This is a genomic window from Microbacterium terregens, from assembly GCF_039534975.1.
Classification (GTDB): domain Bacteria; phylum Actinomycetota; class Actinomycetes; order Actinomycetales; family Microbacteriaceae; genus Microbacterium; species Microbacterium terregens.
The window spans coordinates 2,835,394-2,856,111 of the sequence record NZ_BAAAWH010000001.1 but is presented as its reverse complement, the minus strand read 5'-3'; the positions used below and the strand labels follow the sequence as shown (position 1 = coordinate 2,856,111).

Genomic DNA, 20,718 nt, shown 5'->3' with positions numbered 1-20,718 from the left:
CGGCGGGTCGCTCTCAGCTTTCCGCGCGGTTCTCGAAGTCCACGCTCCATCGCCGAACCCGGAAGAACCCCACGATCGTGATCACCACGACGACAGCTGTCACCGCGATCGATAGAGGCCCGCCGACGAGCGCCCCGACCGTGTTCCAGGTCAGGTGAAGAAGAATCGCGAATGCGAACGCGGCCAGCACGAGCCCCCAGCGCCGCCCGTGCGTCAGTACCACGTACGCCAGCGCGGCGCCGATGATCGTGGTCCAGAGGGCGTGGCCGCCGAGTTGGGTCATTGCACGGGTCACGACGAGCAACCAGGCTGCCTGCCCGTTGGTGGCGCCCGCGGTGTACAGCACGTCTTCGATCACGGCGAAGCCGAAGCCCACGAAGAACCCGACGATCAGTCCATCGACCGGCCCCTGCAGAGCCGCGCGCAGCATGACCAGCACGATGACGACTGCGCTGGCCTTGACGGGTTCTTCTACGAACGCTGCGGCGATCAGCCGGTTCGCGCCGAACATCTCGCAGACGTTCAGGATGAGGACAGATGCTGCCGGCGCGAACGAGAGTCCGATGAGCACGGAAAAGAGCACCGTCGCCAGGCGCGCGCGTCGCCGGGGCAGGATCAGCCATCCCCACAACAGCAGCGCCCCAGCCTGGATCACGACCCCGACCCATATTGCGAGCGAGACCGACGGCTCCGCGGAGACCAGCGCCAACCGCGAGATCATGATCGCCAGACCGGCGATCACGGCGATCAGGTAGATCCAGAACGCCGGCCGTCGCACGAATGAGGGGTCGGGCCGAGCGGATGCCGCGCGCAGGCTCGTCATCGGGTTCTCAGTCATTGGCTCAGTGTGGCCGAGCAGCCGTGGTCCCGATAGCCCGAAATCGTGTGCGATTCCGGGATGGATGACTCCGCGTCACCCGACAGCATCCAAGCCGAGGCCCGCTGACGCTACGCCTGCGACGACTCGATCGTTCCGTCACCCGAGGGCGTGAAGCAGTGGGCAGTGCGGATCCTCACCATCCCATGTCACAGGAGTGCGTTAGGCGCGTTCGATCGGTAGCCACAGTTCGGTGCTTGCTGTGCTGAAGTCGGCGGCGCGATCGAGGATGGCGACGATGGAGGGACCTGGCCGAAGTCGCCACGGGTTGGACGGGAACCAGTCGTTCGCGGTAGCCGCCCACGTTTCCTGCAGAACTTTCGGGTACTCGCCGTCGGCGCGAAAGACCGCCCAGGTGCCGGCCGGAACGTCGATTGCGTCGAGGTCATCGGGTGCCGGGGTCGTGTCGGTGACGGCGACGCCGTGGAGGTAGGTCAGTTCGCTGCCTTCGGTGTAGTCCGGGTCGACGTCGGCACTGACCTGAAGTAGCCCTGCGGGCTCGGTGCTACTCAGCTCCTTAAGACGAGCGTGCTCGGCGTCCGGCAGCGACGCGATGAAGGCCTGGATGTGCGGGTTGGCACCTTCGTGGATGAGCGGCACTCGGGCAGAGTGCCCAATGAAGCGGAACGCGGGGCGGTCGGTGATGCGAGTATCCATGGGGGTTTTCCCTTCGACGGTCAGGCGGAACCTGAGCTGCGGTTGCGTGTGAAGGGGGCCACCGTCGCGACGCACGTCGCCGGGACTGACGCCGTGCACGGATCGAAACGCCCGGGTGAACGCTTCGGCCGACCCGTACCCGTAGCGGACCGAAACCGTCAACAGGTCGCCCTCACCGATGACATCCGCTGCGGCAACCGACATGCGGCGCCGCCGGATGTACTCCGAGAGCGGCATCCCCGCTAGCGATGAGAACATCCGGCGGAGGTGATACTCCGTTGTGCCGAGTCGAGAAGCCACACCGGCGATGTCGATCTCCTCGTCGAGGTGAGCGTCGACATACTCGACGAGGTGGTTCAGCTCTGCGATCACGGTTCTCCCTTCGATCTCAAGCCTGCTCACCGGCCTCGACCCGCACCCTACTATCGCGGTCCGATCCGATCGGGGGTCCAATACCGACTAGTCCGCAAGCCGGTCGGTCACCGCGACAGCTGGTGTCCGGTACGTGGATGCCGGAAGATCCACGCCCAGCTGTCCGAGATCGGTCGCTATGCGCGCCTGCCAGTCGGTAACGGTGAGCTCCGACGGGAGCACTCCCCGCCTGCGATAGCGGACGGCGAGTCAGCCGTCTGCCACGATGGTTGACCATGCGATGTCGATGACGCAAAGGCCTTCGTCGGTCTCTCGATAGAAGACGTCGCCAGGGAACGTGGAGCCCGGTATCAGGCCCTGAGGTTGGCCCTCGAGGTTGATGTTCCAGTGAGGATCGAGTGGTACCTGCTCGTCCCAATAGTCTGCGAAAAAGTGCTCGGGCTCGCCCGCTGACAGCCCGAGCCAATCGCTCGGTTCTCCGAGCTCCGCGGCCGAGTCCGCACAGATGAGATCAGTCGGATTGCCGTCGGCCATGGCCTCGACGAATTCCTCGGTTGTCTGGATCACGCGAGCGCCGTCCGGCCCCAGATCACCGAATCGATAGAACAGCTGGTCAGTGCGGATGACAGCATGAGCGCGACAAGCGCTAACGCTGCGCCACGAAGAGTACCCACCACGCGAATCTAGCGAAGGTGTACCGCAGGCGGTCCGTCAGCGCGCGTTGTGAGGCGCGTGATGAGGGGTCGGTTGGCAGGGGCGACAGCAATGACTCGACCGTCAGTATTCGAGTGTCAGTGTCCGCCGATCTTGCCGGCGTCGCCGTGCCGGCGGGAATCGTTCGCCTCGTACGTCTGCGTTTCGAGTCCGGGAGAGGGATCTACCTGAACGTGTCGCTCGATAGCGTGTGAAGTATGACTCGCGTGTGGCTGGCGGACTGGGAGTGGGAATGCTGCGGGGACCCCTTCGCGGTCGGTGATGACGTCGACTTCGGAGTCGTGACGCGAGACCCGTCATCGGTGCTGGCTGAAACGCTCGGTGCCGCGCTCGCCGCTACCGTAGACGCGCTCGAATCGCACCATGAGGCTGAGTTCACCGATCGGGTTCGGGGTCGCGTCAGGGCGGTCCATCGTGTTACTTACGAGGTCATCGAGCGGCGGACGTTGCGCCGTCCTGGTCATGGTGCGCCGCCCACCGCCCAAATGCCGGCGAACGGCGCAGAGTGGCCGATGGCGAGGCATGAGCTGGGAAATGGCGTGTTCGTGGGATCGAGGCCGTTCCGGTACGTGATCGAAGTCGTGCCCGTCCCTGGTTCGGCCGCGCTGGAGACCGTTTTCGGGGTACGGCTACCCGCACCGTCACAGGACGGGTTCGCGCCGTCTGCCGCCGATCTGACGACTGACGCGCCGGCCGAGCGATCATCGCGCTCACATATCGGTTGGCTCGTCGACATCGAGGAACCCGAGCGCGCGGAGGACAGACTTTCGCGACCGCGCTCCGATTGAATCCACGAGGACGGCTTCCGCCGGATCTCGCGCGTCCGGAAGCCGTCCCACAGCGGGCGGTGTCGCGGCAACGAGGCGGCACGCTCTCGGTCCCACCGTGTCGATGCCGCTGGCGAAGACGTGGGAGCTAGACCGCGTAGCGCGATACACGCTCAGGCGAGAATACGATCCGCACCAGCTCGGCGGCGCGCCAATCGTCCAGAACGGCAAGCTTCGCAGGCTCGCCTGCGTAGTACCGGAGCGTCAATCGTTCAGCCAGTTCGTACGCACCTTCAGTGGTCAAGGTCACTGACCCTTCGAGCGACACCCACTGCTCGGCTTCTCCTAAGGGCGCGGCCACAACGATCGATGCGCGAGGAACCTCTCGCAAGCGGGCGACGCGCGTTGTAGAGGCGAACGAGAATATCTGAATCGCGTCCGAGTTCGTTAGCTCAAACCACACCGGCCGCGGCGCTGGCCATCTGCGACGCGCTGGCTGCACGGTCACCATCGCTTGCAACGGCCGTGAGAGCAGTTCTCGATCAGCTGGCGTCAAACTGCTCACGCCGCACCGATAAGCGGGTCGCGCCGAATCAGCGTGGCGCCGTTCGTCCGCGTCGTGGCTTGCAGAGAGTTCTCTGGCTGCTCCAAAGTTGAGCATCTCATAGGTCAAGCGTAGCTTCGTGCGTGTCCGTGGGCCGTCGAAGAGGAACTGGTCAACGGTTCGTCCCGCCACGGCGAACTACCTTCGCCGCGAACACGGCGCCTGCATTCCCGAGATGCGGGCGTTGTCGATCGTCCCGCCGAGTACCACACTGCTGGCAGCGGCACCCTGGGCCGTGCATGACCCGCTCGCTGCGCTCGAGAATCCATGCCGCATTACGACTAGGTGGTCACGATGTTCGCGACGCGGAAACGACTCGGTGCAGCGGCGATCCTGGGAATCGCACTCACGGCGCTCGCTGTGCCGGCCCCGGCGATCGCGGTCTCCGTTCGCAGGCCGGTCCCTCGACGTGCATCAGAGCTCGATGATCGCGGCTGCTTTGATTCGAGGCGGGAAGTGCACATTGTGAATAGCAGCACTAGATGGCGGCTTTTTCGCAACGCTGTCGGCACGCAGGATGCGGGGCACCAAGAGGTTATGGCGTGCTCGCTTGTCGTGTGGCGACGGCGGCAACTTCTTGTAGTGCCGATAGGACCCTGCGGACGGGGCCGTGCGCTATGGCGTCTGGGCGGGCGAGCGCGTCGACGTGGCGGACGAGTGAGACGCCCGTGACCGGGCGTAGCACCATCCCGTTGACCGCCAGTGGGGCGGCAGTCGTTCGTGGCATCACCGCGATCGCCGCCCCGGTGCGGACGACTTCGGCGGCGACGGAGAACTCGTTGATGCGGTGATCAATCTGAGGAGCTTGGCCGATCATGGCTCCTAGATGGGCGAGCACACCGGTGAGGGGGAATCCCTCGTGGGTGGAAATCCAACGCTCATCCCGCAACTGCTCAGGTCTGATGCCGGGATACGCCGCCAAGGGGTGCCCGGCGTGCAGGGCGATCTCGAGCGGTTCGACGAGAAGCTGTGTCACGACCAGGCGTGCAGTCGGCCATGCGGGGTCGTGCGCGAGACGGTGCGCGATGACGAGGTCGTAGTCCGCGGCGAGGCCGGCGAACTTGTCTTGCGCGACGTCGGCGTCCGCGAGGGAGACACGCGGGCCTGTGCCCAGCTCGGTGAGAAGCGGGCCGTACAGCGCGAGACCGGCGCTGTGGAATGCGGAGACGGTGACGGGTCGTTCTTCCTGGTCAAGGAAAGACCCGACGGCGTCTCGGGCCTGAGCGAGGGCCTCGTCGACGCGTGCCGAGGCGACCGCAAGCGCTTCACCGGCTTCCGTCAGCACGAGTCGGCGCCCCTGCTTTACGGTCAGTGGGACCGGTATGCCGGCCTGCAATGCCGTGAGCTGCTGGGACAGGGCGGATGCGCTGACGTGCAACGCGGTCGCGACGGCCGCGACACTGCCCCGGTCCCCTAGCTCGCGAAGAAGACGTAGGCGGGCAGGATCCATAAGGTTTCCCTAAATCGTCGATCAAGACATTGGCTGTTGCTCTTCCGTATCAGCTCTCAAAGAGTAGTGGCATGGCACCTCGTATGCGCTCCGAACCCGTCGTCGATCTGCTCCTGCTCGGCGTCGCCGCAGTCTGGGGTGCCAGCTTTCTTGCGGCGAAGGATCTTGCCGCCGAGACAGGTGTACCCGCGGCCGTCGCCCTGCGCTTCCTCGTCGCCGCAGCCGCGACGTGGCTCATATGCCTCGCGCGAAGGGAACGACTCCCACGGGGGCGAGGTCTTGTGATCGCCGCCTGCCTGGGCTGCTCGCAGGCTGCCGTCATCGGGCTCGAGACCTGGGGCGTGCACCTGACCTCCGCGACCAATGCGGGGTTGTTGATCAGTCTGGCGTTGGTGATGACTCCCGTCCTGGATGGCATGGCGTCCCGGTCGTGGCTACCACGGTCGTACTTCGCCGCCGCCGTCGCTGCCGTGGTCGGCGTTGCGCTCCTCGTCTCCGAGGGCGGCCTCCGCACACCGACCGTCGGTGACGGCCTCGTGATCGCCGCCGCGACCGTCCGAGCCATCCACGTGACGGCAAGCGCGCATTTGACGCGCGGCAGCGCGGAGGGCACCTTCGGCGTGGTGCTCGTCCAGATGGTCGTCTGCGCAGCCGTATTCACCGCCATGGCCGGACCCGAGCTGCCCGCCGCCGCCGCACAGCTCGATGCGCACCAGTGGGCGAACGTGCTCTTCCTGGGTCTGCTGTGTTCCGTGTTCGCCTTCATCGTGCAGCTCTGGGCGGTGAGGCGCACCTCGGCTTCCCGCGCGAGCATCCTGATGGGAACCGAACCGGTGTGGGCCCTGCTCGTCGGAGTCCTCATCGCCGGCGAAGCGATCGGACCGCTCGGAATAGGCGGCGCTGTCTTGATCGTCGCCGCGAGCTATGCCGGGCAAGCCATCGAGCGCCGGCACCGACAGCAGATCGCCGACACGGCCCCCAGCCAATTTCGAAGCGTGCCCTAGGTCGAATCGTCCGCGATCACCTCAGCAGACAGAACCTCTCGAGAAGAACCATCTCGTTAGCCCGTCCTTGAGCGAGCCTTGGTTTCCGATTCGAATGCTTCCCGCCCGGAGCACGGTCCTCTCTCGGCCCTCGCTGTTCGCGTCTGGACGAGCTGATGCTGTGGACGAATGGTTCAGGATTCGAGATCCCACAGCGCGCGGTAATACCGGATGCGTTCGTCATCGCGTCCGGTTCCGTAGGCCGCGAAGAACTCGTCCTGGTGGCCTTCGCCAAAGTTCCAGTCCAGACTCATTGACGCGATCGCGAGATCAGCCCATCGGTCGCCGACGGCGAGGTCGCCGAAATCCACATTGCCGACCCATGCGCCGTCATGGGAGATCAGAGTGTTCGGCGCGCATGCGTCCCCATGTACGAGCACGGGGTTGAGGATCGGCGGCCTCGTCCCAAGTTCGGGCGGCGTGCGCAGGAGCCACGACTCCCATCCCCGCGCTATATCGTCGACGGGCACGGCGTGGATCGCTTGCAGTCCGTGCGCGATGGCCGTGATCGCCTCCGATGGTCGCTCGCGCCAGGTATCGCCTACGGCGTGTTCGCCGGCGAGGCCGTCCGTTACGAGCCACTCGGCCTCGTGATCTTCCCCGTACGCCGCGACTCGCGGTGCGGGGTGCCGACCCTCGAGCCACAACAGCCGGTTGCGTTCGCGGGCGAGCTCGATGCCCGCTGTGCGTGGGCTCCATTTCACGTACCGATCGCCCACTCGGTAGGTCAGACCGCCCAGCTCGTTCCGCCACACGAGTTCAGGTTCGGGATGAAGCGTGAAGACCACGTCGGGCACGGGATCATCTCGCTGATCGCGGAACCGAGCCAGATCCGCGAACTCAGACGCTTCCGGCATGACCACATGCTAATCGCGATGTGATGATCCTCCCCGAGGAGGGTCCTCAGGGATCGTCTGCGCTGGGTCTTATTAGACGCCGCCGGTCTCGTCGCACGGCTCATCACTCGAACGCCGTATGAGTCGCCCGCGAAAATGCCCTCTGAGGGTGGATCATGTGCTCCGTCACGCGCGACGTTTCGCGACGTTGCGTCCCACTTGATTCGTCCACACCTATTCACCGTCTATTGCGCCCAGACCGCTCTAGATCGTTCGAAGCCCGATCGATAACGGCCGACGTTCCGGCGCACCATCGCCCCGGCGCTGGGCTCACTGACGACGACATCCGTTTCGCTGTGGCCGTCATAGATCGTGACCGCGAGCCCGTCCCGCGTCGTCCGGCCTCGTCGTCGAACAGGCGCCTGTGCGTTCGCCAGCATGTCGAACCCGTTAGGTTGAGCGGCAGGCAGTCTCGGAGAAGAGGATCACAATGACAGGCAACGCCCCGGCCGCACTGCCTGGTTGGTATCCCGTCCCCGGCGGCGGCAATCGTTTCTGGAACGGGCGTGAGTGGACCCCCGACGTCATCGGCGCCCCCGATGCGAAGGCGGAGTTCGCGGCGCTCGCACCCGACCTGCCCGCACCGCGCACGGTGGTGCTGGCACCGAGGCCCCAGGTGCCTCTCTACCCGCCGCCGCAGGCTCACGCCTCCGTCGTGCCGCGGACCCCATCCGCCGGCTGGTACCCCGGCCCGGCCGGGATGATGCAGTGGTGGGACGGGCAGATGTGGGGGCCATACGCACCACAGGCGGCACGTCCGGCGAAAGAGATCGGCATCGCGTACCTCTTCTTCTTCCTGCTGGGCGGAGTCGCGGCACACCGCTTCTACCTGGGGCGCACCGGCTCGGCTGTGCTTCTGCTGTGCCTCTGGATGGGCGGTTGGCTGCTGTCTCCCATCCTCATCGGGATCCCGCTCGTCATCGCGGGCGGCATCTGGCTGCTCGTGGACCTGTTCCTCCTCCCGTCGATGGTCCGAGAGGCGAACACCCTCCGCATGAACGTGCCCAGCGCGAGCCCGCGGCCGTAGTCGGGCTCGACAGGTGACGTTCGCCCCGGCCGTGTCGCGGTGAGCGAGGGGTCGCTTTGGAATAGGGTCGAAAAGAAGCGCCAGGCCCCACGCACCGTACGCGTGGCTGGGGTCGAATGGCGCAGGGGGCGCCGGGTGCTCGTTCCGGAAGGGGAACATGCAATGACGGACGTCTACCCAAGCCGATCACTGGCCGACGCACCACGCGCTGACGACGGGTACTACGGTCCCGACAGCGTTTCGTGGCGGGTCTTCTCCGATCCCGGCTCGATGCTGGGGGCGAAGAACGCGATCTTCCTGCAGATGCTCGAGGCGGGCATGATGACCCACTTCGAACGCGTTTCTGTGACCAGTGACGGCCCGGAGGCGATGGCGGCCCGGTTCGACCGGACCTCCGCCTATCTGCGCGACGCGGTCTTCGCCGACAAGGCGCACTCGGATGCCGCGGCAGCACATGTGGACAAGCTCCACGACCGCTCCTCGTGGACCAACCCGGAGACCGGCGAGGTGGTGAGCGCGAAGCAGCCGGCGTGGCAGCGCTGGACCTGGTGGACGTACATCTGGTCGGCCGTGCGCGGTTACCAGGAGTTCGGACCGGGCCTGTCCACTGCGGACGCCGACCGAGTCGTGGTCGAGTCCCGGCTGGGCGCACAGAAGCTGTTCGTCCCGGGGCCGTACTTCGACACCTTCGCGGAGCTGGACGAGTACATCAAGAGCGACCTGAACACCAAGTCGCTGACCATCTTCGCCGCTCTGGCCGGCCACTCGCTCCGTCATCCCGACGTGAAGGGTCCCGTCGCGAAGTGGGTCACCCGTCAGGTGCTCAACGGCGTGCTCTCGCTGCTTCCCCCGAGCGCGCTGCTTTTCTACGCGCTGGAGGACCGCAGTGCGAAGGAGCTCGCCCGAGGCGCACGGTTCACCAAGTGGATCGCGAAGCTCTCCCGCAAGAATCAGACCGCCGAACAGCTCATGGCGCAGGCCATCGGCGACTCGATCGCGAAGCCCTATCAGAAGGTCCGTGTCAAGAAGTCGGCCGGAGCGCCAGTCAGCCCCGGGGCACCAGTGAGCGCAGCGGCAGGTTCGGATCGGTGAGCTGGTCGGCGCTGAGTAGCACCGAGCGATCGATCAGCCGCCGTGCCGCGCGCACGGCCATCGGGTCATCGACGCTGCATGCGCCGACCAACAGGCCGCCATCGATCCGGAAGGCGGTGGGATGCGGACCAGGTCGCACGACCTCACGACCGTCTCCGGTCATGTCTCCGACGACCTCGATGTGGCTCCCGTAGCGGTCTGACCAGAACCAGTCGGCCCCGCGCGGTTCCGGGGTGGAGTTCAGGATCTCCGCCGCGACCGCTCGACCGTCCAGCCTCGCCGCTTCCCAATGACCTCGGGAGGCGGCGAGGTCGCCGGGCAGGCGCCGGCGCGTCGCGTCGCCGACGGCGAAGACGCGCGGTGCCGAGGTGCGGCCCGCGTCGTCGACGACGATGCCTTCGTCGACCTCGAGGCCTGCCGCCTCTGCGAGAGCGGTGTCGATGACGATCCCCGTTCCCACCAGGACTCCGTCCACGTCGATCGAACCCCCGCGCGTGAGCGCGACGCGGAGTCTTCCGCCTGCTGTCGTGACACCGGCGATGCTGTCCGCGCGCGTGTCGACGCCATGCGCGGCGTGCATCCCGTGAAGGTGCTCTGCCATGGTGGGGCCGAAGGCTCGTATGCCGGGCACCTCGTTCGGGTCGATCAGCACGACCTCCGAACCGGCCTGGCGGAGGGCCGCGGCCGCTTCCGCACCGATGAGCCCGGCACCGACCACGGCCACGGTGCGGCCGATGAGCGCCTGGAGGGTCGCGGCATCCGCATATGTTCTCAGCGTGCTCACACCGGGCAGGTGAGCACCGGGAAAAGAAGGCACCCGTGCGAGCGCGCCGGTCGCCAGGACCACCGCGTCGCCGATGAGGCTTTCGCCGTCGTCGAGGAGCACGGACAGGTTCGCGGCATCCAGTCTCGTCACGGTGCGGCCGACGCGTGCATCGATGCGAAGCTCGACGAGCTTCGCATCGTCGGCGAACGCCAGCGCGGCCAAGGGGGAGCGATCGACGAGCGCGGTCTTCGACAGCGGTGGTCTGTCGTAGCAGGCCGGCTCTCGTTCGATGACCGTGATCGCTCCGTCGTAGCCGCCTTCGCGCAGGGACGAGGCGACGGTCCACCCCGCGATCCCCCCGCCGACGATGACGATTCGTCGGTGGTCGCTCACGCCAGGCGCTCGGGGTTCGGGGTGAGCATCAGATCCTCACCCACGACCTCGATGGTGTGCGCCACGACACCCCGCTGCGCCGGGGGTGAGAGCACCGCACCATCAGTGAGCCGGAACGTGGACGAGTGCAGCGGGCACTCCACGCACCCCGCCTCGATCCACCCCTCGGCGAGGGAGGTCTGCTCGTGCGTGCATGTGTCGTCGATCGCGAAGTATCGGCCGTCGCTGAAGATCACTGCGATGTCGTCGAGTGTGCCTGCGGTCGCGCGCGGAACCACCAGCGCCTCGTCCTCGTCGATGTCTCCGACGACACCCACCTTGATCGAATTAGCGGTCTTCGTCGGCATCCCCATCCGGTCACCGTATCAGCGCGCGGATTGCTCGCTCGCACGCGCAGACGGGGCGCCCCGGACCACGTCGCTGCCGGATCCTCACATCCGATGTTCCGGGTTCACGTTCCCTCTTCGGCTTCCGGGGAACGATCCGCGGCGTGTCGCGAGAGATGTCGCCGGATGGGTCGGCTCACCCTGCCATGGCTGAGTTGTGCGTCGCGGGGCGCCGGTGCGGAATCGGCGTCGGCTTGGTGGATGCCGAGACCGTCGTGAAGACGTCCTCGAGAACCGCCCGGACCGAGGGGTAGCGGTCCGGCAGCGACAACTCCCGCAACCAGATCACCTCGACCTCGACCTCGCTGATCTCATCGACGCACGCGACCGCGCGTCGTGGATCGTTGAATGCGAACCAGTTGTCGTTGATCACCCATTCCGTCGCAGTCAATCGCTTCAGTTCGAACCTGGAGTCCACCGCTCTTGCCATGTCCACTCCCAAGGTCAGGTGCCCAGCCCTGAGCGGGCCACGCGCCACCTGACGATCGGCGCGGCCCACTGACATCGGACGGTTCGTCGACGAGGTCCTCTGCGCTGGAGCCACCCTGCCCCGCCGCGCGGCCCCGACCGGTGATCCCACCCGTCCGAACGTCACCCTGAGGATAACCCCGTCGGTCCAAAGCGGCAATGGATGCGGCGTTCTCCCCGCCCCCTCAACTGCCCGGCTCGAAGGTGAGGCTCACGAGCATGGTGCCGTTGCCGCGATCGAAGACCAACGTCGCAGTGACCCGAGCGCCACCGTCGGAAGGACCGACGGTGGCTGTGAAAGCACCGTCCGTTGCGTTCCGGTTGAAGCGGCCGAGCTCATCATCCAGGGCGTCGATCTGCGTCTCATCCCAGCCGAACGTCGGCGCGAGGCCGCGGACCTCGGCCACGGCATCCGACCACGTCCCAGGGTTGTCCAGGGTCAGCGTCACCGACGCGAGCTCGCCGTCTCGGCTCGCCGTGGTCAGCGCGATGACGTCATCGACGACGTAGACGTCGTCGCGGCCCGCGATGACCGCCCGTACCGGGCGCCGGAACTCCGCCGACTTCTGCGCGTCGCCGCCCAGGCCGAGTTGATCCGCGGCCAGTGCGCCCTCGCCGATGCGCACTCGGACGGTGCCCTCGACGTTGACGTAGTCGAACCCTGCGTCGGTGAGCATGCTGGAACCGTCCGAGGCCTTCTGGTCCGAGGACGCAGCCGGGTTCTCCTCCGCCCACCAGGAACCCTGCACGGCGAATGCCGCCACGACCACGAGCAAGATCACGAGCACGAGGATCGCGGCCGGCAACCATGTCAGCAGACCGCGCCGACGCTTGGAGACAGACACACTTCAGGGTAACCACACACCTCGCTCGGGCGGGTGCGCGGCCGGCATCACGGCATGATGGGGAAGTGACGCGACGACAAATGCCCGCCTGGATATCGCTCGGCGGTGCCGTGCTGGTCGGGGTGCTGACCGCGGCACAGGCACGCATCAACGGGCAGCTCGGTGTTCGTCTCGACGACGGCCTCGTGGCAGGTCTCATATCCTTCGGGTCCGGGCTGCTGATCCTCATCGTCGTGTCCCTCGCCGTGCCGTCCGGACGCCGCGGATTCACCGCGCTCATCTCCGGGGTTCGGTCCCGCGGCATCCCGTGGTGGATGCTGGCAGGCGGTGCCGCGGGAGCCCTGACCGTGGCGACACAGGGGTTGGCCGTGGGCATCATCGGCGTCTCGCTGTTCACCGTCGGCGTGGTCGCGGGCCAGACCGTGTGCGGGCTCGTGCTGGATCGCGCCGGGTTCGGACCGGCGGGAGTGGTCGCCGTGACACTGCCGCGGCTGGCCGGCGGCGGCCTCGCGCTCGTCGCCGTCGGCATCGCCGTGGTCGGTGACGGGCTGAGCGGCATCCCGCTGTGGCTGCTGGTGCTGCCCCTGGTGACCGGTGTCGGCGTCGCGTGGCAGCAGGCGACCAACGGGCGGCTCAAGCAGCGGGTCGGATCGCCGTTCACCGCGACGCTGGTCAACTTCATCGGCGGGACGATCATCCTGGTCGTCGCCGCAGCGATCCACGTCGCGCTCGTCGGGTTGCCGGCGTCGGCGCCGACGGATCCGTGGCTGTACGTCGGCGGCGGGATCGGCGTGGTCTACATCGTGCTGTCGGCCGCGCTGGTCGCGCACACCGGCGTGCTCCTGCTCGGGCTCGGAGTCGTCGCCGGACAGCTGATCGCCTCGTTCGTGATCGACGTGGTCTGGCCGGCACCCGCGGGCCCGGGCTTTGCGCAGGCGATCAGCATGGTGATCGTCGCTCTGCTGTCTGTCGTCGTCGCGACGGTGCCGTGGCGCCGTCTGCGGCGCTAGCGGTCAGACCTCGTCCGCGGCGGCGTCGATGCGCTCGATCGAGTGCGCATCGGCGGGCAGACGCGTGAGGTGGCGGCGAGCGTCGATGCCCTTCCGTCGTCCGAGCCGCGCCTTCGCCGGCTTGCCGCCGACGTACAGCCAGCCCAGCAGTTCTTCGCGCTTGTCCAGGCCGTGCAGCTTGGCGACCGCCTTGCTGCGGGTGTAGTGACCGGTGCGCCAGATGACGCCCCAGCCGGCCTCATCCAGCAGCAGGCTCAGCACGTGCGCCACGCCCGACGCCACGGCCTCCTGCTCCCAGCGGGGGACCTTGTCGCTCTTGCGGTAACTGGCCACAACCGCGATCAGCAGAGGCGCGCGAAGCGGCTTCGTCGACGAGCCCTTGTCTCCGTTGGCCTTGTTGATCGCCCTGCCGAGGCGCTCCCGGTCGGCTCCGCGCAGCTCGATCAGACGCCAGGGCTGCAGCGACGAGTGGTCGGCGACGCGCCCTGCGGCCGAGACGAGCGTCAGCAGCTGAGCGTGTGTCGGCGCGGCATCCGTCACCTTCGACCAGGAGCGGCGCGCGCGCACCGCCTCCAGCACGGGGACGCTCATGACCCGGATTCGGGGGTGAAATCGAGTGCGAGCGAGTTCATGCAGTAGCGGTCGCCCGTGGGGGTGCCCACACCATCGGGGAAGACATGTCCCAGGTGCGACCCGCACGTCGCGCAGCGCACCTCTGTGCGCAGCATCCCGTGCGTGCGGTCTTCGATCAGCTCGACCGCCTCGGGACGCACCGACTCGTAGAAGCTCGGCCAGCCGCAGTGCGAGTCGAACTTGGTCCCGCTCTGAAACAGCTCCGTGCCGCACGCCGCGCAGGTGTAGAGCCCGGCGCGACTCTCGTCGAGAAGCTCACCCGTCCACGGGCGCTCGGTGGCAGCCTCGCGCAGCACCTCGTACTGCTCGGGAGCGAGTTCGGCACGCCACTGCTCGTCGCTCTTCTGAACGCTGTAGGTCATGGGAGTCCTCCTTAGCCAGTGTCCATTCTCGCCCACCGGAGGGCCCCCGGGTCGCGCGCGTGTACCGGATCACCACGACAATGGAACAGTGGATGCCGCCGCCGCTGTCGCCGAACGCTATCAGCGCTTCGCACTCGAAGAGGCGGCAGGTCGGTCGGCCCTCTACGCCGAGTGGGCGTCGGGCGTCGCGGACGACGACGTTCTGCAGGGCATCCTCGGGCGCATCCCGCCCGCGCGTCGGCAGCCGCCGCTCGTGTTCGCCGTCACGCGGATGCTCGGGGCACCGGAGGGGCGCTACCCGGAGTGGGCGGAGTGGGTGGTCGCGCATCAGGACGCTGTCGTGGCGGAGTGCACGCAGCGCAGCCTGCAGACCAACGACCCGCTGCGATGCGCCGCACTGCTGCCTGCGCTCAGCGGCATCGACGGTCCTCTCGCACTGCTGGAGGTCGGGGCGAGTGCCGGCCTGTGCCTGTATCCCGACCGCTACTCGTACCGCTACCGCGGTGGACCCGACCTCGACCCGCCCGACGGTGCCTCGGCGGTGATCCTCGAATCGGCGGTCCGCGGACATCCGCCTCTGCGCATGCCGGAGGTGATCTGGCGCGCCGGCGTCGACCTGGCACCCCTCGATGCGTCGGATGCCGACGACCGCCGCTTCCTGCTCAGCCTGGTCTGGCCGGGGGAGGAGGGCCGCGCCGCGCGGATAGAAGCCGCGCTCGACCTGGTCGCCCGCGAGCGGCCGCTGCTGGCGCGCCGCGACGCGACGATGCCCGGGGTGCTCGAACGGCTTGCCGCGTCCGCGCCGGCGGATGCGACCCTCGTGGTGACCACACCGGGGGTGCTCCCACACATTCCGCGGCCCGGCCGAGACCGGCTGCTCTCGATCATCGCGGGGCTGGACGCGGTCTGGGTCTCGATCGACCCGTCGGGATTGCACCGGCAGTGGAACCCCGGCATCGACGACGCCGTGCCGGGGGGATTCATCCTCGGCCGCGACGGGGTGGCGCTCGCGACGGTCGACCCGCTCGGGGCCTCCGTGGAGTGGCGCGCGGATGAGGCGGGCGAGCGGCGCTAGCGTGAGCGCGTGCCCCTCAGCGACCGCGACCGCGCCATCCTCAAGTTCGAGGCGGAGTGGCTCCGGCACGCCGGGGCGAAGGAGGAGGCGATCCGCGCCGATCTCGGTCTGTCGCCGGCACGCTACTACCAGCTCCTGGCCCGGCTGATCGACACCACCGATGCGCAGGAGCAGGATCCCATGCTCGTGAAGCGACTGCGCCGCATTCGCGACGAGCGGCAGCGGGCACGCGTCGCACGCGCCTCGGGCAGTCCCCGCTAGCCGACGCGCCGCCGCCGCCCCCGATGCCGGCCCAGCAGTCAGCACGGTCGTGGGCCGCGGGCAGGTACCATCGGGGGGTGCCGAGAACGACCTTCCCGCGGGACCGCTTCGACGACCTTCCCGCGGATGTGGGCCGGGTCGGCGCTCATCGAGCCGAGAACCCACGGATGCGCGGGTGGGTCGTCCTGTTCTGGGCGGTGCTCGCGACGGTGGTCCTCATCACGGTCGGCATCTTCGGAACGCTTCTGGTCAGTGGCCGGGTGGTGCTGTTCCCGACCCCTGAGCCGACCGTCGCCCCGCTGCCGATCGTGACGCCGGTCGTCGACCCCACCTTCGACGTCCTGGTCCTGAACGCCACCCCGGAGGCCGGGTTGGCGACGCAGACGAAGGATGTCGTGATCGCCGCAGGCTGGGCCGAGGACACCGTGCTTGCCAGCGAGGCCGGCTCGACCGACTTCGCGGAGACGACGATCTACTACTACCTCCCCGCCGACGAGGCGGCCGCGGCCGGCCTGGCGGAGGTGATCGGCGGCGCGAGGATCGAGCAGAGCGACGTGTACCAGCCGGCGGACGATCCCGAAGCGAGGCAGCTGACGATCGTCATCGGACTCGATCGCACATCGACGCCGCCGGATGCCACTCCCGCACCGTGACGGCACGGCGTGTTACACGCCGGTAAACAGTTCGATGCACGTGTGTCAACAGTCGTTCCCGACCTGATTCCGGGCCCATCCGCGTGCATACGATGGCGGTGTTCCCCGCAATACAGGAGAGTCTCATGACCCAGGGCACCGTGAAGTGGTTCAACGCCGAGAAGGGCTTCGGCTTCATCACCGTGGCAGAGGGGCAGGACGTCTTCGTCCACTACTCCAACATCGACATGAGCGGTTTTCGTGTCCTCGAGGAGGGGCAGACCGTGGAGTTCACCGTGGGTGCCGGGCAGAAAGGCCCCCAGGCGGAGTCCGTTCGCGTCGTCGTCTGACCCGCTTCTCGTTCGAAGCGCGGCATCCCCACGCAGTCGCCCGTCGACGCCGACGGCAGCATTTCCTCCCGACGCAGATGACGCCCGAGGTCGCACTCGCTTCCCGCGGCTTGCACTCGGTAGTGCCGAGTGCCAGAATGGATTAGCACTCGACACATCTGAGTGCTAAGAATTCGCATACGTCCGGGAGGGACGAGAAGACATATGGCTAAGATCATCGCTTTCGACGAGGAGGCCCGTCGTGGTCTCGAGCGCGGCCTAAACATCCTGGCTGACGCCGTCAAGGTGACACTGGGCCCCCGCGGTCGCAACGTCGTACTTGAGAAGAAGTGGGGCGCCCCCACGATCACGAACGACGGCGTCTCGATCGCTAAGGAGATCGAACTCGACGACCCGTTCGAGAAGATCGGCGCGGAGCTCGTCAAGGAGGTCGCCAAGAAGACCGACGACGTCGCTGGCGACGGCACCACCACCGCAACCGTGCTGGCCCAGGCACTTGTCCGCGAAGGCCTGCGCAACGTCGCGGCCGGCGCAGACCCCATCTCGCTGAAGCGGGGCATCGAGAAGGCCGTCCAGGCCATCTCCGACGAACTGCTCGCTTCGGCCAAGCCCGTCGAGTCGAAGGAGCAGATCGCGGCTACCGCTTCGATCTCCGCGGCTGACACCACCATTGGTGACCTGATCGCCGAGGCGATCGACAAGGTCGGCAAGGAAGGCGTCGTCACCGTCGAGGAGTCGCAGACGTTCGGCACCGAGCTCGAGCTCACCGAGGGCATGCGTTTCGACAAGGGTTTCATCAACCCTTACTTCGTCACCGACCCGGAGCGCCAGGAGGCCGTGTTCGAGGACGCGTACATCCTGATCGCCAACCAGAAGATCTCGAACATCAAGGATCTTCTGCCGATCGTCGACAAGGTGATCCAGGACGGCAAGGAGCTCGTCATCATCGCCGAGGACGTCGAGGGCGAGGCGCTTGCGACTCTCGTGCTCAACAAGATCCGCGGCATCTTCAAGTCGGCGGCCGTCAAGGCTCCCGGCTTCGGCGACCGTCGTAAGGCGCAGCTGCAGGACATCGCGATCCTCACCGGTGGCCAGGTCGTCACCGAAGAGGTCGGTCTCAAGCTGGAGAACGCCACGCTGGACCTGCTCGGCCGTGCTCGTAAGGTGATCATCACCAAGGACGAGACGACGATCATCGAAGGTGCCGGAGATGCCGCTCAGATCGAGGGTCGCGTGACCCAGATCCGCCGCGAGATCGACAACACCGACAGCGACTACGACCGCGAGAAGCTCCAGGAGCGTCTCGCCAAGCTCGCAGGTGGCGTCGCCGTCATCAAGGCGGGCGCGGCAACCGAGGTCGAGCTCAAGGAGCGCAAGCACCGCATTGAGGACGCTGTCCGCAACGCGAAGGCTGCGGTCGAAGAGGGCATCGTCCCCGGTGGTGGCGTCGCGCTGATCCAGGCAGGCAAGGTCGCGTTCGCGACACTGAGCCTGACCGGTGACGAGGCGACCGGCGCGAACATCGTTCGCGTTGCCATCGAGGCACCGCTGCGCCAGATCGCCCTCAACGCGGGCCTCGAGCCCGGAGTTGTGGCCGACAAGGTCGCATCGCTGCCCACCGGTCACGGCCTGAACGCCGCGACGGGCGAGTACGGTGACCTGTTCGCACAGGGCATCATCGACCCGGCGAAGGTCACGCGCTCTGCCCTGCAGAACGCCGCATCGATCGCTGCGCTGTTCCTCACCACCGAGGCCGTCGTCGCCGACAAGCCCGAGCGCGCATCCGCTCCGGCCGGTGACCCGACCGGTGGCATGGACTTCTAAGTCCAGCGAGTAGCACGCAGTAAAAGCATGAAACGAAGGCCCCTCCTCCGGGAGGGGCCTTCGTCGTTGCCGGTGGGGGCCCGGCTCAGCGGAACAGGCTCGTGGTGGCCTGCTCGGCGTCCGCGTACTGACGACCCGCCGCGGCCAGAGCCGTGTTGATGGCGGTCAGGCTGTCCTCCACCTGCCGCTGGGTCGCGCGCCACTGGTCGATGACCGTGGAGAAGGCGACCGACGCGCTTCCTGTCCAGGTGGCCTGCAGCTGAGTGAGCTGGGTGAGCATCGCCTGCGTCTCGCCCTGCAGTCGGTCGATGGTGCCGCGCACGGCGGTCGTGGTGGCAAGGACGGCGTCGCTGTCGACGGAGAAGACGGCCATGAGGGCTCCTTGATCGGTTGATCGGGGTTCCCACGCTAGAAGCCGGCGGTGGCACTGGTCCGCTCACCGGGCGCGCTTGTCAGAGGCCTGCGCACACTCCCGGCTGGGGAGGAGGGGACGCTCAGTCGACGGGGGACTCGAACCGCGTGAGCGGCTGCGTCTCGATGAACAGGTGCTCCTCGGCATCCCGGTCGCCTGCCAGGGGGATACCGACACGGAACGTCGCGCCGCCGCCGGGAGTGTCCCGTACAGAGACGGTGCCGTGCAGTGCCTCGACGATCGACGCGACGATCGACAGGCCGAGTCCGGTGCCGCCCGTCTCCCGGGCGCGGGAGGTGTCGGCACGCCAGAATCGCTGGAAGATCTTCTCGCGGATCTGGGGCGGGATCCCCTCGCCGTGATCGGCGACCTCGATCCAGCCCATCCCGGCTTCGGCGTCGACACCGACGCGCAGGTCGATCGGGGAGTCCTCGGCGGTGAAGCGTCGCGCGTTTCCGAGCAGGTTCGCGACCACCTGGCGGATCCGGTTCTCGTCCCCGAGCACGATCGGGCGAACCGGCTCGGCGGCTGCCGCCGGCTCGGGAGGCACGATCTGATCGGGATGCGCCTGCTCACCGGAGGCGGCGATGCGTTGCCGGCGACGCAGCAGCGAGAGCGCGCCGCCGCTCACGCGGGCGATCGCCGACGTGGGCAGGCCCGCGCGTCGACGTGCGTTCTGCTCGGACTCCGCCGCTGTTTCGGCACGCCAGTCGGAGCGCGAGGCGGGCGCCTCGAGCGTCAAATCGATGACGGTGACCGGACGATGCGGAGACGTCGCACGCAGGTCGAGCGCGGCATCCCGCGCGATCGGTCGCAGATCGACGGGGGCGATGATGACGTCGCGACGTTCGTCGAGCCGGGCCAGCGCGAGCAGGTCCTCGACGAGCACGCCCATGCGCACCGCTTCTTTCTCGATGCGGTCCATCGCCTGCGCGACATCGTCATCGCCCGAGATGGCGCCCATCCGATACAGCTCGGCGTAGCCGCGGACGGTGACCAGCGGCGTGCGCAGCTCGTGGCTCGCATCGCCGATGAAGCGTCGCATCTGCCGCACCGATGCGTCGCGCTGGTGCAGCGCGGCATCCACCCGGCCGAGCATGGCGTTGATGGCCGACTTGAGACGGCCGACCTCGGTGCTCATCGGTTCGATGTCGGTCAGCCGCTGACTGAAATCACCCGCAGCGATGGCCATCGCGGTCTTTTCGACCTGGCCCAGGCTGCGGAACGTCAGGGTCACGAGCCAGCGCGTCAGCAGCGCACCGCTGATGATGGCGATCACCGACAGGATGCTGTAGATCCCGAGGAACGTGGCGATCGCCTGATTGACGGGTGCGGTCGGCAGCGCCACCATCTGCGTGAGCAGACTGCCGTTGACCTCGAGCGGAGCGACGCTGGCGCGGAACTGCGCGCCGGTCTCGGCGTCTTCGAGCGCGAACGTGTCGATACCGACGATCAAGGTCTTCTCGAGTGCGAACTCCGCGGGGAAGTCCGGCGTCGGGGTCCCGCCGCCGCCGCTGATCAGAAGCACCCCGGGTGGCTCCGCGGCGTACAGGGCGACGTGGTAGTCGGTGCGCGGCGGATCGCTCTTGTCGGACACCTGGGGGACCCCGTTGACCACCTCGATGTCGAACAGTCCCGAGGCGGTTTCCGCCGTGGCCGCCTGCTGGACCGTGCTTTCAAGGTTGGCGATCAGTGCATTGCGGAAGAAGACGGTCGCACCGGCACCCGTCGCGAACAGGCCGATGGCGAGCACCGCGACCGTGACGCCGGTCACCTTCGCGCGCAGGCTCAGGCCACGCCAC

Annotated in this window: 24 protein-coding genes; 10 read left to right on the top strand and 14 right to left on the bottom strand. The window is 67.5% G+C overall.

Features of this window, described 5'->3' with window-relative positions; translation table 11 throughout:
- Nucleotides 1–13 precede the first annotated feature (13 nt).
- The 3 genes from ABD655_RS13255 to ABD655_RS13245 form a co-directional block, all read right to left on the bottom strand.
- Nucleotides 14–838 (bottom strand): PrsW family glutamic-type intramembrane protease, encoded by an 825-nt coding sequence (locus tag ABD655_RS13255; RefSeq protein WP_344714629.1) that lies wholly within the window; start codon nucleotides 836–838, stop codon nucleotides 14–16.
- Nucleotides 839–1,039: 201 nt separating this feature from the next.
- A complete protein-coding gene (locus ABD655_RS13250) occupies nucleotides 1,040–1,906 on the bottom strand; it encodes an AraC family transcriptional regulator (protein ID WP_344714627.1) in 867 nt (288 codons plus the stop codon).
- 249 nt (nucleotides 1,907–2,155) lie between these two features.
- Nucleotides 2,156–2,473, bottom strand: a complete 318-nt coding sequence (locus ABD655_RS13245) for a hypothetical protein (RefSeq protein WP_344714625.1) — start codon at nucleotides 2,471–2,473, stop codon at nucleotides 2,156–2,158.
- Between the two features lie 344 nt (nucleotides 2,474–2,817).
- Here ABD655_RS13245 and ABD655_RS16985 point away from each other — a divergent pair, with 344 nt between their 5' ends.
- Nucleotides 2,818–3,408, top strand: a complete 591-nt coding sequence (locus ABD655_RS16985) for a DUF6578 domain-containing protein (RefSeq protein WP_425561672.1) — start codon at nucleotides 2,818–2,820, stop codon at nucleotides 3,406–3,408.
- Nucleotides 3,409–3,535: 127 nt separating this feature from the next.
- Here the strand turns inward: ABD655_RS16985 and ABD655_RS13235 are convergent, their stop codons facing one another.
- Together ABD655_RS13235 and ABD655_RS13230 are read right to left on the bottom strand one after the other, a co-directional pair.
- The gene (locus ABD655_RS13235) at nucleotides 3,536–4,060 is read right to left on the bottom strand and encodes a pyridoxamine 5'-phosphate oxidase family protein (RefSeq protein ID WP_344714622.1); all 525 of its coding nucleotides are present in this window, start codon (nucleotides 4,058–4,060) and stop codon (nucleotides 3,536–3,538) included.
- 466 nt (nucleotides 4,061–4,526) lie between these two features.
- On the bottom strand, nucleotides 4,527–5,441 hold the full coding sequence (locus tag ABD655_RS13230) for a LysR family transcriptional regulator (protein ID WP_344714620.1): 915 nt from the start codon (nucleotides 5,439–5,441) through the stop codon (nucleotides 4,527–4,529).
- A gap of 71 nt (nucleotides 5,442–5,512) precedes the next feature.
- Here ABD655_RS13230 and ABD655_RS13225 point away from each other — a divergent pair, with 71 nt between their 5' ends.
- Nucleotides 5,513–6,445 (top strand): DMT family transporter, encoded by a 933-nt coding sequence (locus ABD655_RS13225; protein ID WP_344714618.1) that lies wholly within the window; start codon nucleotides 5,513–5,515, stop codon nucleotides 6,443–6,445.
- 173 nt (nucleotides 6,446–6,618) lie between these two features.
- Here ABD655_RS13225 and ABD655_RS13220 read toward each other — a convergent pair whose 3' ends face one another.
- A complete protein-coding gene (locus ABD655_RS13220) occupies nucleotides 6,619–7,341 on the bottom strand; it encodes a phosphotransferase (protein WP_344714616.1) in 723 nt (240 codons plus the stop codon).
- 469 nt (nucleotides 7,342–7,810) lie between these two features.
- Between ABD655_RS13220 and ABD655_RS13215 the strand changes: the two genes are divergently transcribed.
- Both ABD655_RS13215 and ABD655_RS13210 read left to right on the top strand, forming a co-directional pair.
- Nucleotides 7,811–8,407, top strand: a complete 597-nt coding sequence (locus tag ABD655_RS13215) for a TM2 domain-containing protein (protein ID WP_344714614.1) — start codon at nucleotides 7,811–7,813, stop codon at nucleotides 8,405–8,407.
- 162 nt (nucleotides 8,408–8,569) lie between these two features.
- On the top strand, nucleotides 8,570–9,499 hold the full coding sequence (locus ABD655_RS13210; RefSeq protein WP_344714612.1) for an oxygenase MpaB family protein: 930 nt from the start codon (nucleotides 8,570–8,572) through the stop codon (nucleotides 9,497–9,499).
- Here ABD655_RS13210 and ABD655_RS13205 read toward each other — a convergent pair.
- From ABD655_RS13205 to ABD655_RS13190, 4 genes are all read right to left on the bottom strand, one after another.
- Nucleotides 9,453–10,658, bottom strand: a complete 1,206-nt coding sequence (locus tag ABD655_RS13205; RefSeq protein WP_344714610.1) for an NAD(P)/FAD-dependent oxidoreductase — start codon at nucleotides 10,656–10,658, stop codon at nucleotides 9,453–9,455. The two genes, ABD655_RS13210 and ABD655_RS13205, sit on opposite strands and share 47 nt — an antisense overlap.
- Nucleotides 10,655–11,011 carry a Rieske 2Fe-2S domain-containing protein gene (locus ABD655_RS13200; RefSeq protein WP_344714608.1) on the bottom strand — a complete coding sequence of 119 codons (357 nt, stop codon included), beginning with the start codon at nucleotides 11,009–11,011 and terminating at the stop codon, nucleotides 10,655–10,657. The genes ABD655_RS13205 and ABD655_RS13200 overlap by 4 nt, the downstream gene beginning before the upstream one ends.
- A gap of 169 nt (nucleotides 11,012–11,180) precedes the next feature.
- Nucleotides 11,181–11,474: a hypothetical protein gene (locus tag ABD655_RS13195; protein ID WP_344714606.1), complete on the bottom strand. Its 294-nt coding sequence runs from the start codon at nucleotides 11,472–11,474 to the stop codon at nucleotides 11,181–11,183.
- 223 nt (nucleotides 11,475–11,697) lie between these two features.
- Entirely contained in the window at nucleotides 11,698–12,357 is a 660-nt protein-coding gene (locus ABD655_RS13190; protein ID WP_344714604.1) for a hypothetical protein, read from the bottom strand.
- An 80-nt stretch (nucleotides 12,358–12,437) separates the two neighbouring features.
- On the opposite strand from ABD655_RS13190, the gene ABD655_RS13185 reads away from it, so the two are divergent.
- On the top strand, nucleotides 12,438–13,367 hold the full coding sequence (locus tag ABD655_RS13185; RefSeq protein ID WP_344715852.1) for a DMT family transporter: 930 nt from the start codon (nucleotides 12,438–12,440) through the stop codon (nucleotides 13,365–13,367).
- 3 nt (nucleotides 13,368–13,370) lie between these two features.
- Here the strand turns inward: ABD655_RS13185 and ABD655_RS13180 are convergent, their stop codons facing one another.
- Both ABD655_RS13180 and msrB read right to left on the bottom strand, forming a co-directional pair.
- Complete coding sequence (locus tag ABD655_RS13180; protein WP_344714603.1) at nucleotides 13,371–13,958, bottom strand: nitroreductase family protein; 588 nt, start codon at nucleotides 13,956–13,958, stop codon at nucleotides 13,371–13,373.
- Entirely contained in the window at nucleotides 13,955–14,362 is a 408-nt protein-coding gene (gene msrB / locus ABD655_RS13175) for a peptide-methionine (R)-S-oxide reductase MsrB (RefSeq protein WP_344714602.1), read from the bottom strand. The genes ABD655_RS13180 and msrB overlap by 4 nt, the downstream gene beginning before the upstream one ends.
- An 88-nt stretch (nucleotides 14,363–14,450) precedes the next feature.
- Between msrB and ABD655_RS13170 the strand changes: the two genes are divergently transcribed.
- From ABD655_RS13170 to groL, 5 genes are all read left to right on the top strand, one after another.
- Complete coding sequence (locus ABD655_RS13170) at nucleotides 14,451–15,437, top strand: DUF2332 family protein (RefSeq protein ID WP_344714600.1); 987 nt, start codon at nucleotides 14,451–14,453, stop codon at nucleotides 15,435–15,437.
- Between the two features lie 9 nt (nucleotides 15,438–15,446).
- Complete coding sequence (locus ABD655_RS13165) at nucleotides 15,447–15,698, top strand: DUF3263 domain-containing protein (protein ID WP_344714599.1); 252 nt, start codon at nucleotides 15,447–15,449, stop codon at nucleotides 15,696–15,698.
- A gap of 77 nt (nucleotides 15,699–15,775) precedes the next feature.
- Entirely contained in the window at nucleotides 15,776–16,351 is a 576-nt protein-coding gene (locus ABD655_RS13160; RefSeq protein WP_344714598.1) for a LytR C-terminal domain-containing protein, read from the top strand.
- Between the two features lie 125 nt (nucleotides 16,352–16,476).
- Entirely contained in the window at nucleotides 16,477–16,680 is a 204-nt protein-coding gene (locus ABD655_RS13155; RefSeq protein WP_344714596.1) for a cold-shock protein, read from the top strand.
- A 204-nt stretch (nucleotides 16,681–16,884) separates the two neighbouring features.
- Nucleotides 16,885–18,504 (top strand): chaperonin GroEL, encoded by a 1,620-nt coding sequence (groL, locus tag ABD655_RS13150; RefSeq protein WP_344714594.1) that lies wholly within the window; start codon nucleotides 16,885–16,887, stop codon nucleotides 18,502–18,504.
- Nucleotides 18,505–18,589: 85 nt separating this feature from the next.
- Here groL and ABD655_RS13145 read toward each other — a convergent pair whose 3' ends face one another.
- Both ABD655_RS13145 and ABD655_RS13140 read right to left on the bottom strand, forming a co-directional pair.
- A complete protein-coding gene (locus tag ABD655_RS13145; RefSeq protein ID WP_344714592.1) occupies nucleotides 18,590–18,877 on the bottom strand; it encodes a WXG100 family type VII secretion target in 288 nt (95 codons plus the stop codon).
- Between the two features lie 121 nt (nucleotides 18,878–18,998).
- Nucleotides 18,999–20,690: a sensor histidine kinase gene (locus tag ABD655_RS13140; protein WP_344714590.1), complete on the bottom strand. Its 1,692-nt coding sequence runs from the start codon at nucleotides 20,688–20,690 to the stop codon at nucleotides 18,999–19,001.
- Nucleotides 20,691–20,718: the final 28 nt, after the last annotated feature.

Coding starts and splice junctions, on each gene's coding strand:
- ABD655_RS13185 (WP_344715852.1), top strand. CDS start 12,438: ATGCCCGCCTGGATATCGCTCGGCGGTGCCGTGCTGGTCGGGGTGCTG.
- ABD655_RS13180 (WP_344714603.1), bottom strand. CDS start 13,958: ATGAGCGTCCCCGTGCTGGAGGCGGTGCGCGCGCGCCGCTCCTGGTCG.
- ABD655_RS13195 (WP_344714606.1), bottom strand. CDS start 11,474: ATGGCAAGAGCGGTGGACTCCAGGTTCGAACTGAAGCGATTGACTGCG.
- groL (WP_344714594.1), top strand. CDS start 16,885: ATGGCTAAGATCATCGCTTTCGACGAGGAGGCCCGTCGTGGTCTCGAG.
- ABD655_RS13155 (WP_344714596.1), top strand. CDS start 16,477: ATGACCCAGGGCACCGTGAAGTGGTTCAACGCCGAGAAGGGCTTCGGC.
- ABD655_RS13230 (WP_344714620.1), bottom strand. CDS start 5,441: ATGGATCCTGCCCGCCTACGTCTTCTTCGCGAGCTAGGGGACCGGGGC.
- ABD655_RS13225 (WP_344714618.1), top strand. CDS start 5,513: ATGGCACCTCGTATGCGCTCCGAACCCGTCGTCGATCTGCTCCTGCTC.
- ABD655_RS13220 (WP_344714616.1), bottom strand. CDS start 7,341: ATGCCGGAAGCGTCTGAGTTCGCGGATCTGGCTCGGTTCCGCGATCAG.
- ABD655_RS13200 (WP_344714608.1), bottom strand. CDS start 11,011: ATGGGGATGCCGACGAAGACCGCTAATTCGATCAAGGTGGGTGTCGTC.
- ABD655_RS13215 (WP_344714614.1), top strand. CDS start 7,811: ATGACAGGCAACGCCCCGGCCGCACTGCCTGGTTGGTATCCCGTCCCC.
- ABD655_RS13145 (WP_344714592.1), bottom strand. CDS start 18,877: ATGGCCGTCTTCTCCGTCGACAGCGACGCCGTCCTTGCCACCACGACC.
- ABD655_RS13210 (WP_344714612.1), top strand. CDS start 8,570: ATGACGGACGTCTACCCAAGCCGATCACTGGCCGACGCACCACGCGCT.
- ABD655_RS16985 (WP_425561672.1), top strand. CDS start 2,818: ATGACTCGCGTGTGGCTGGCGGACTGGGAGTGGGAATGCTGCGGGGAC.
- ABD655_RS13255 (WP_344714629.1), bottom strand. CDS start 838: ATGACTGAGAACCCGATGACGAGCCTGCGCGCGGCATCCGCTCGGCCC.
- msrB (WP_344714602.1), bottom strand. CDS start 14,362: ATGACCTACAGCGTTCAGAAGAGCGACGAGCAGTGGCGTGCCGAACTC.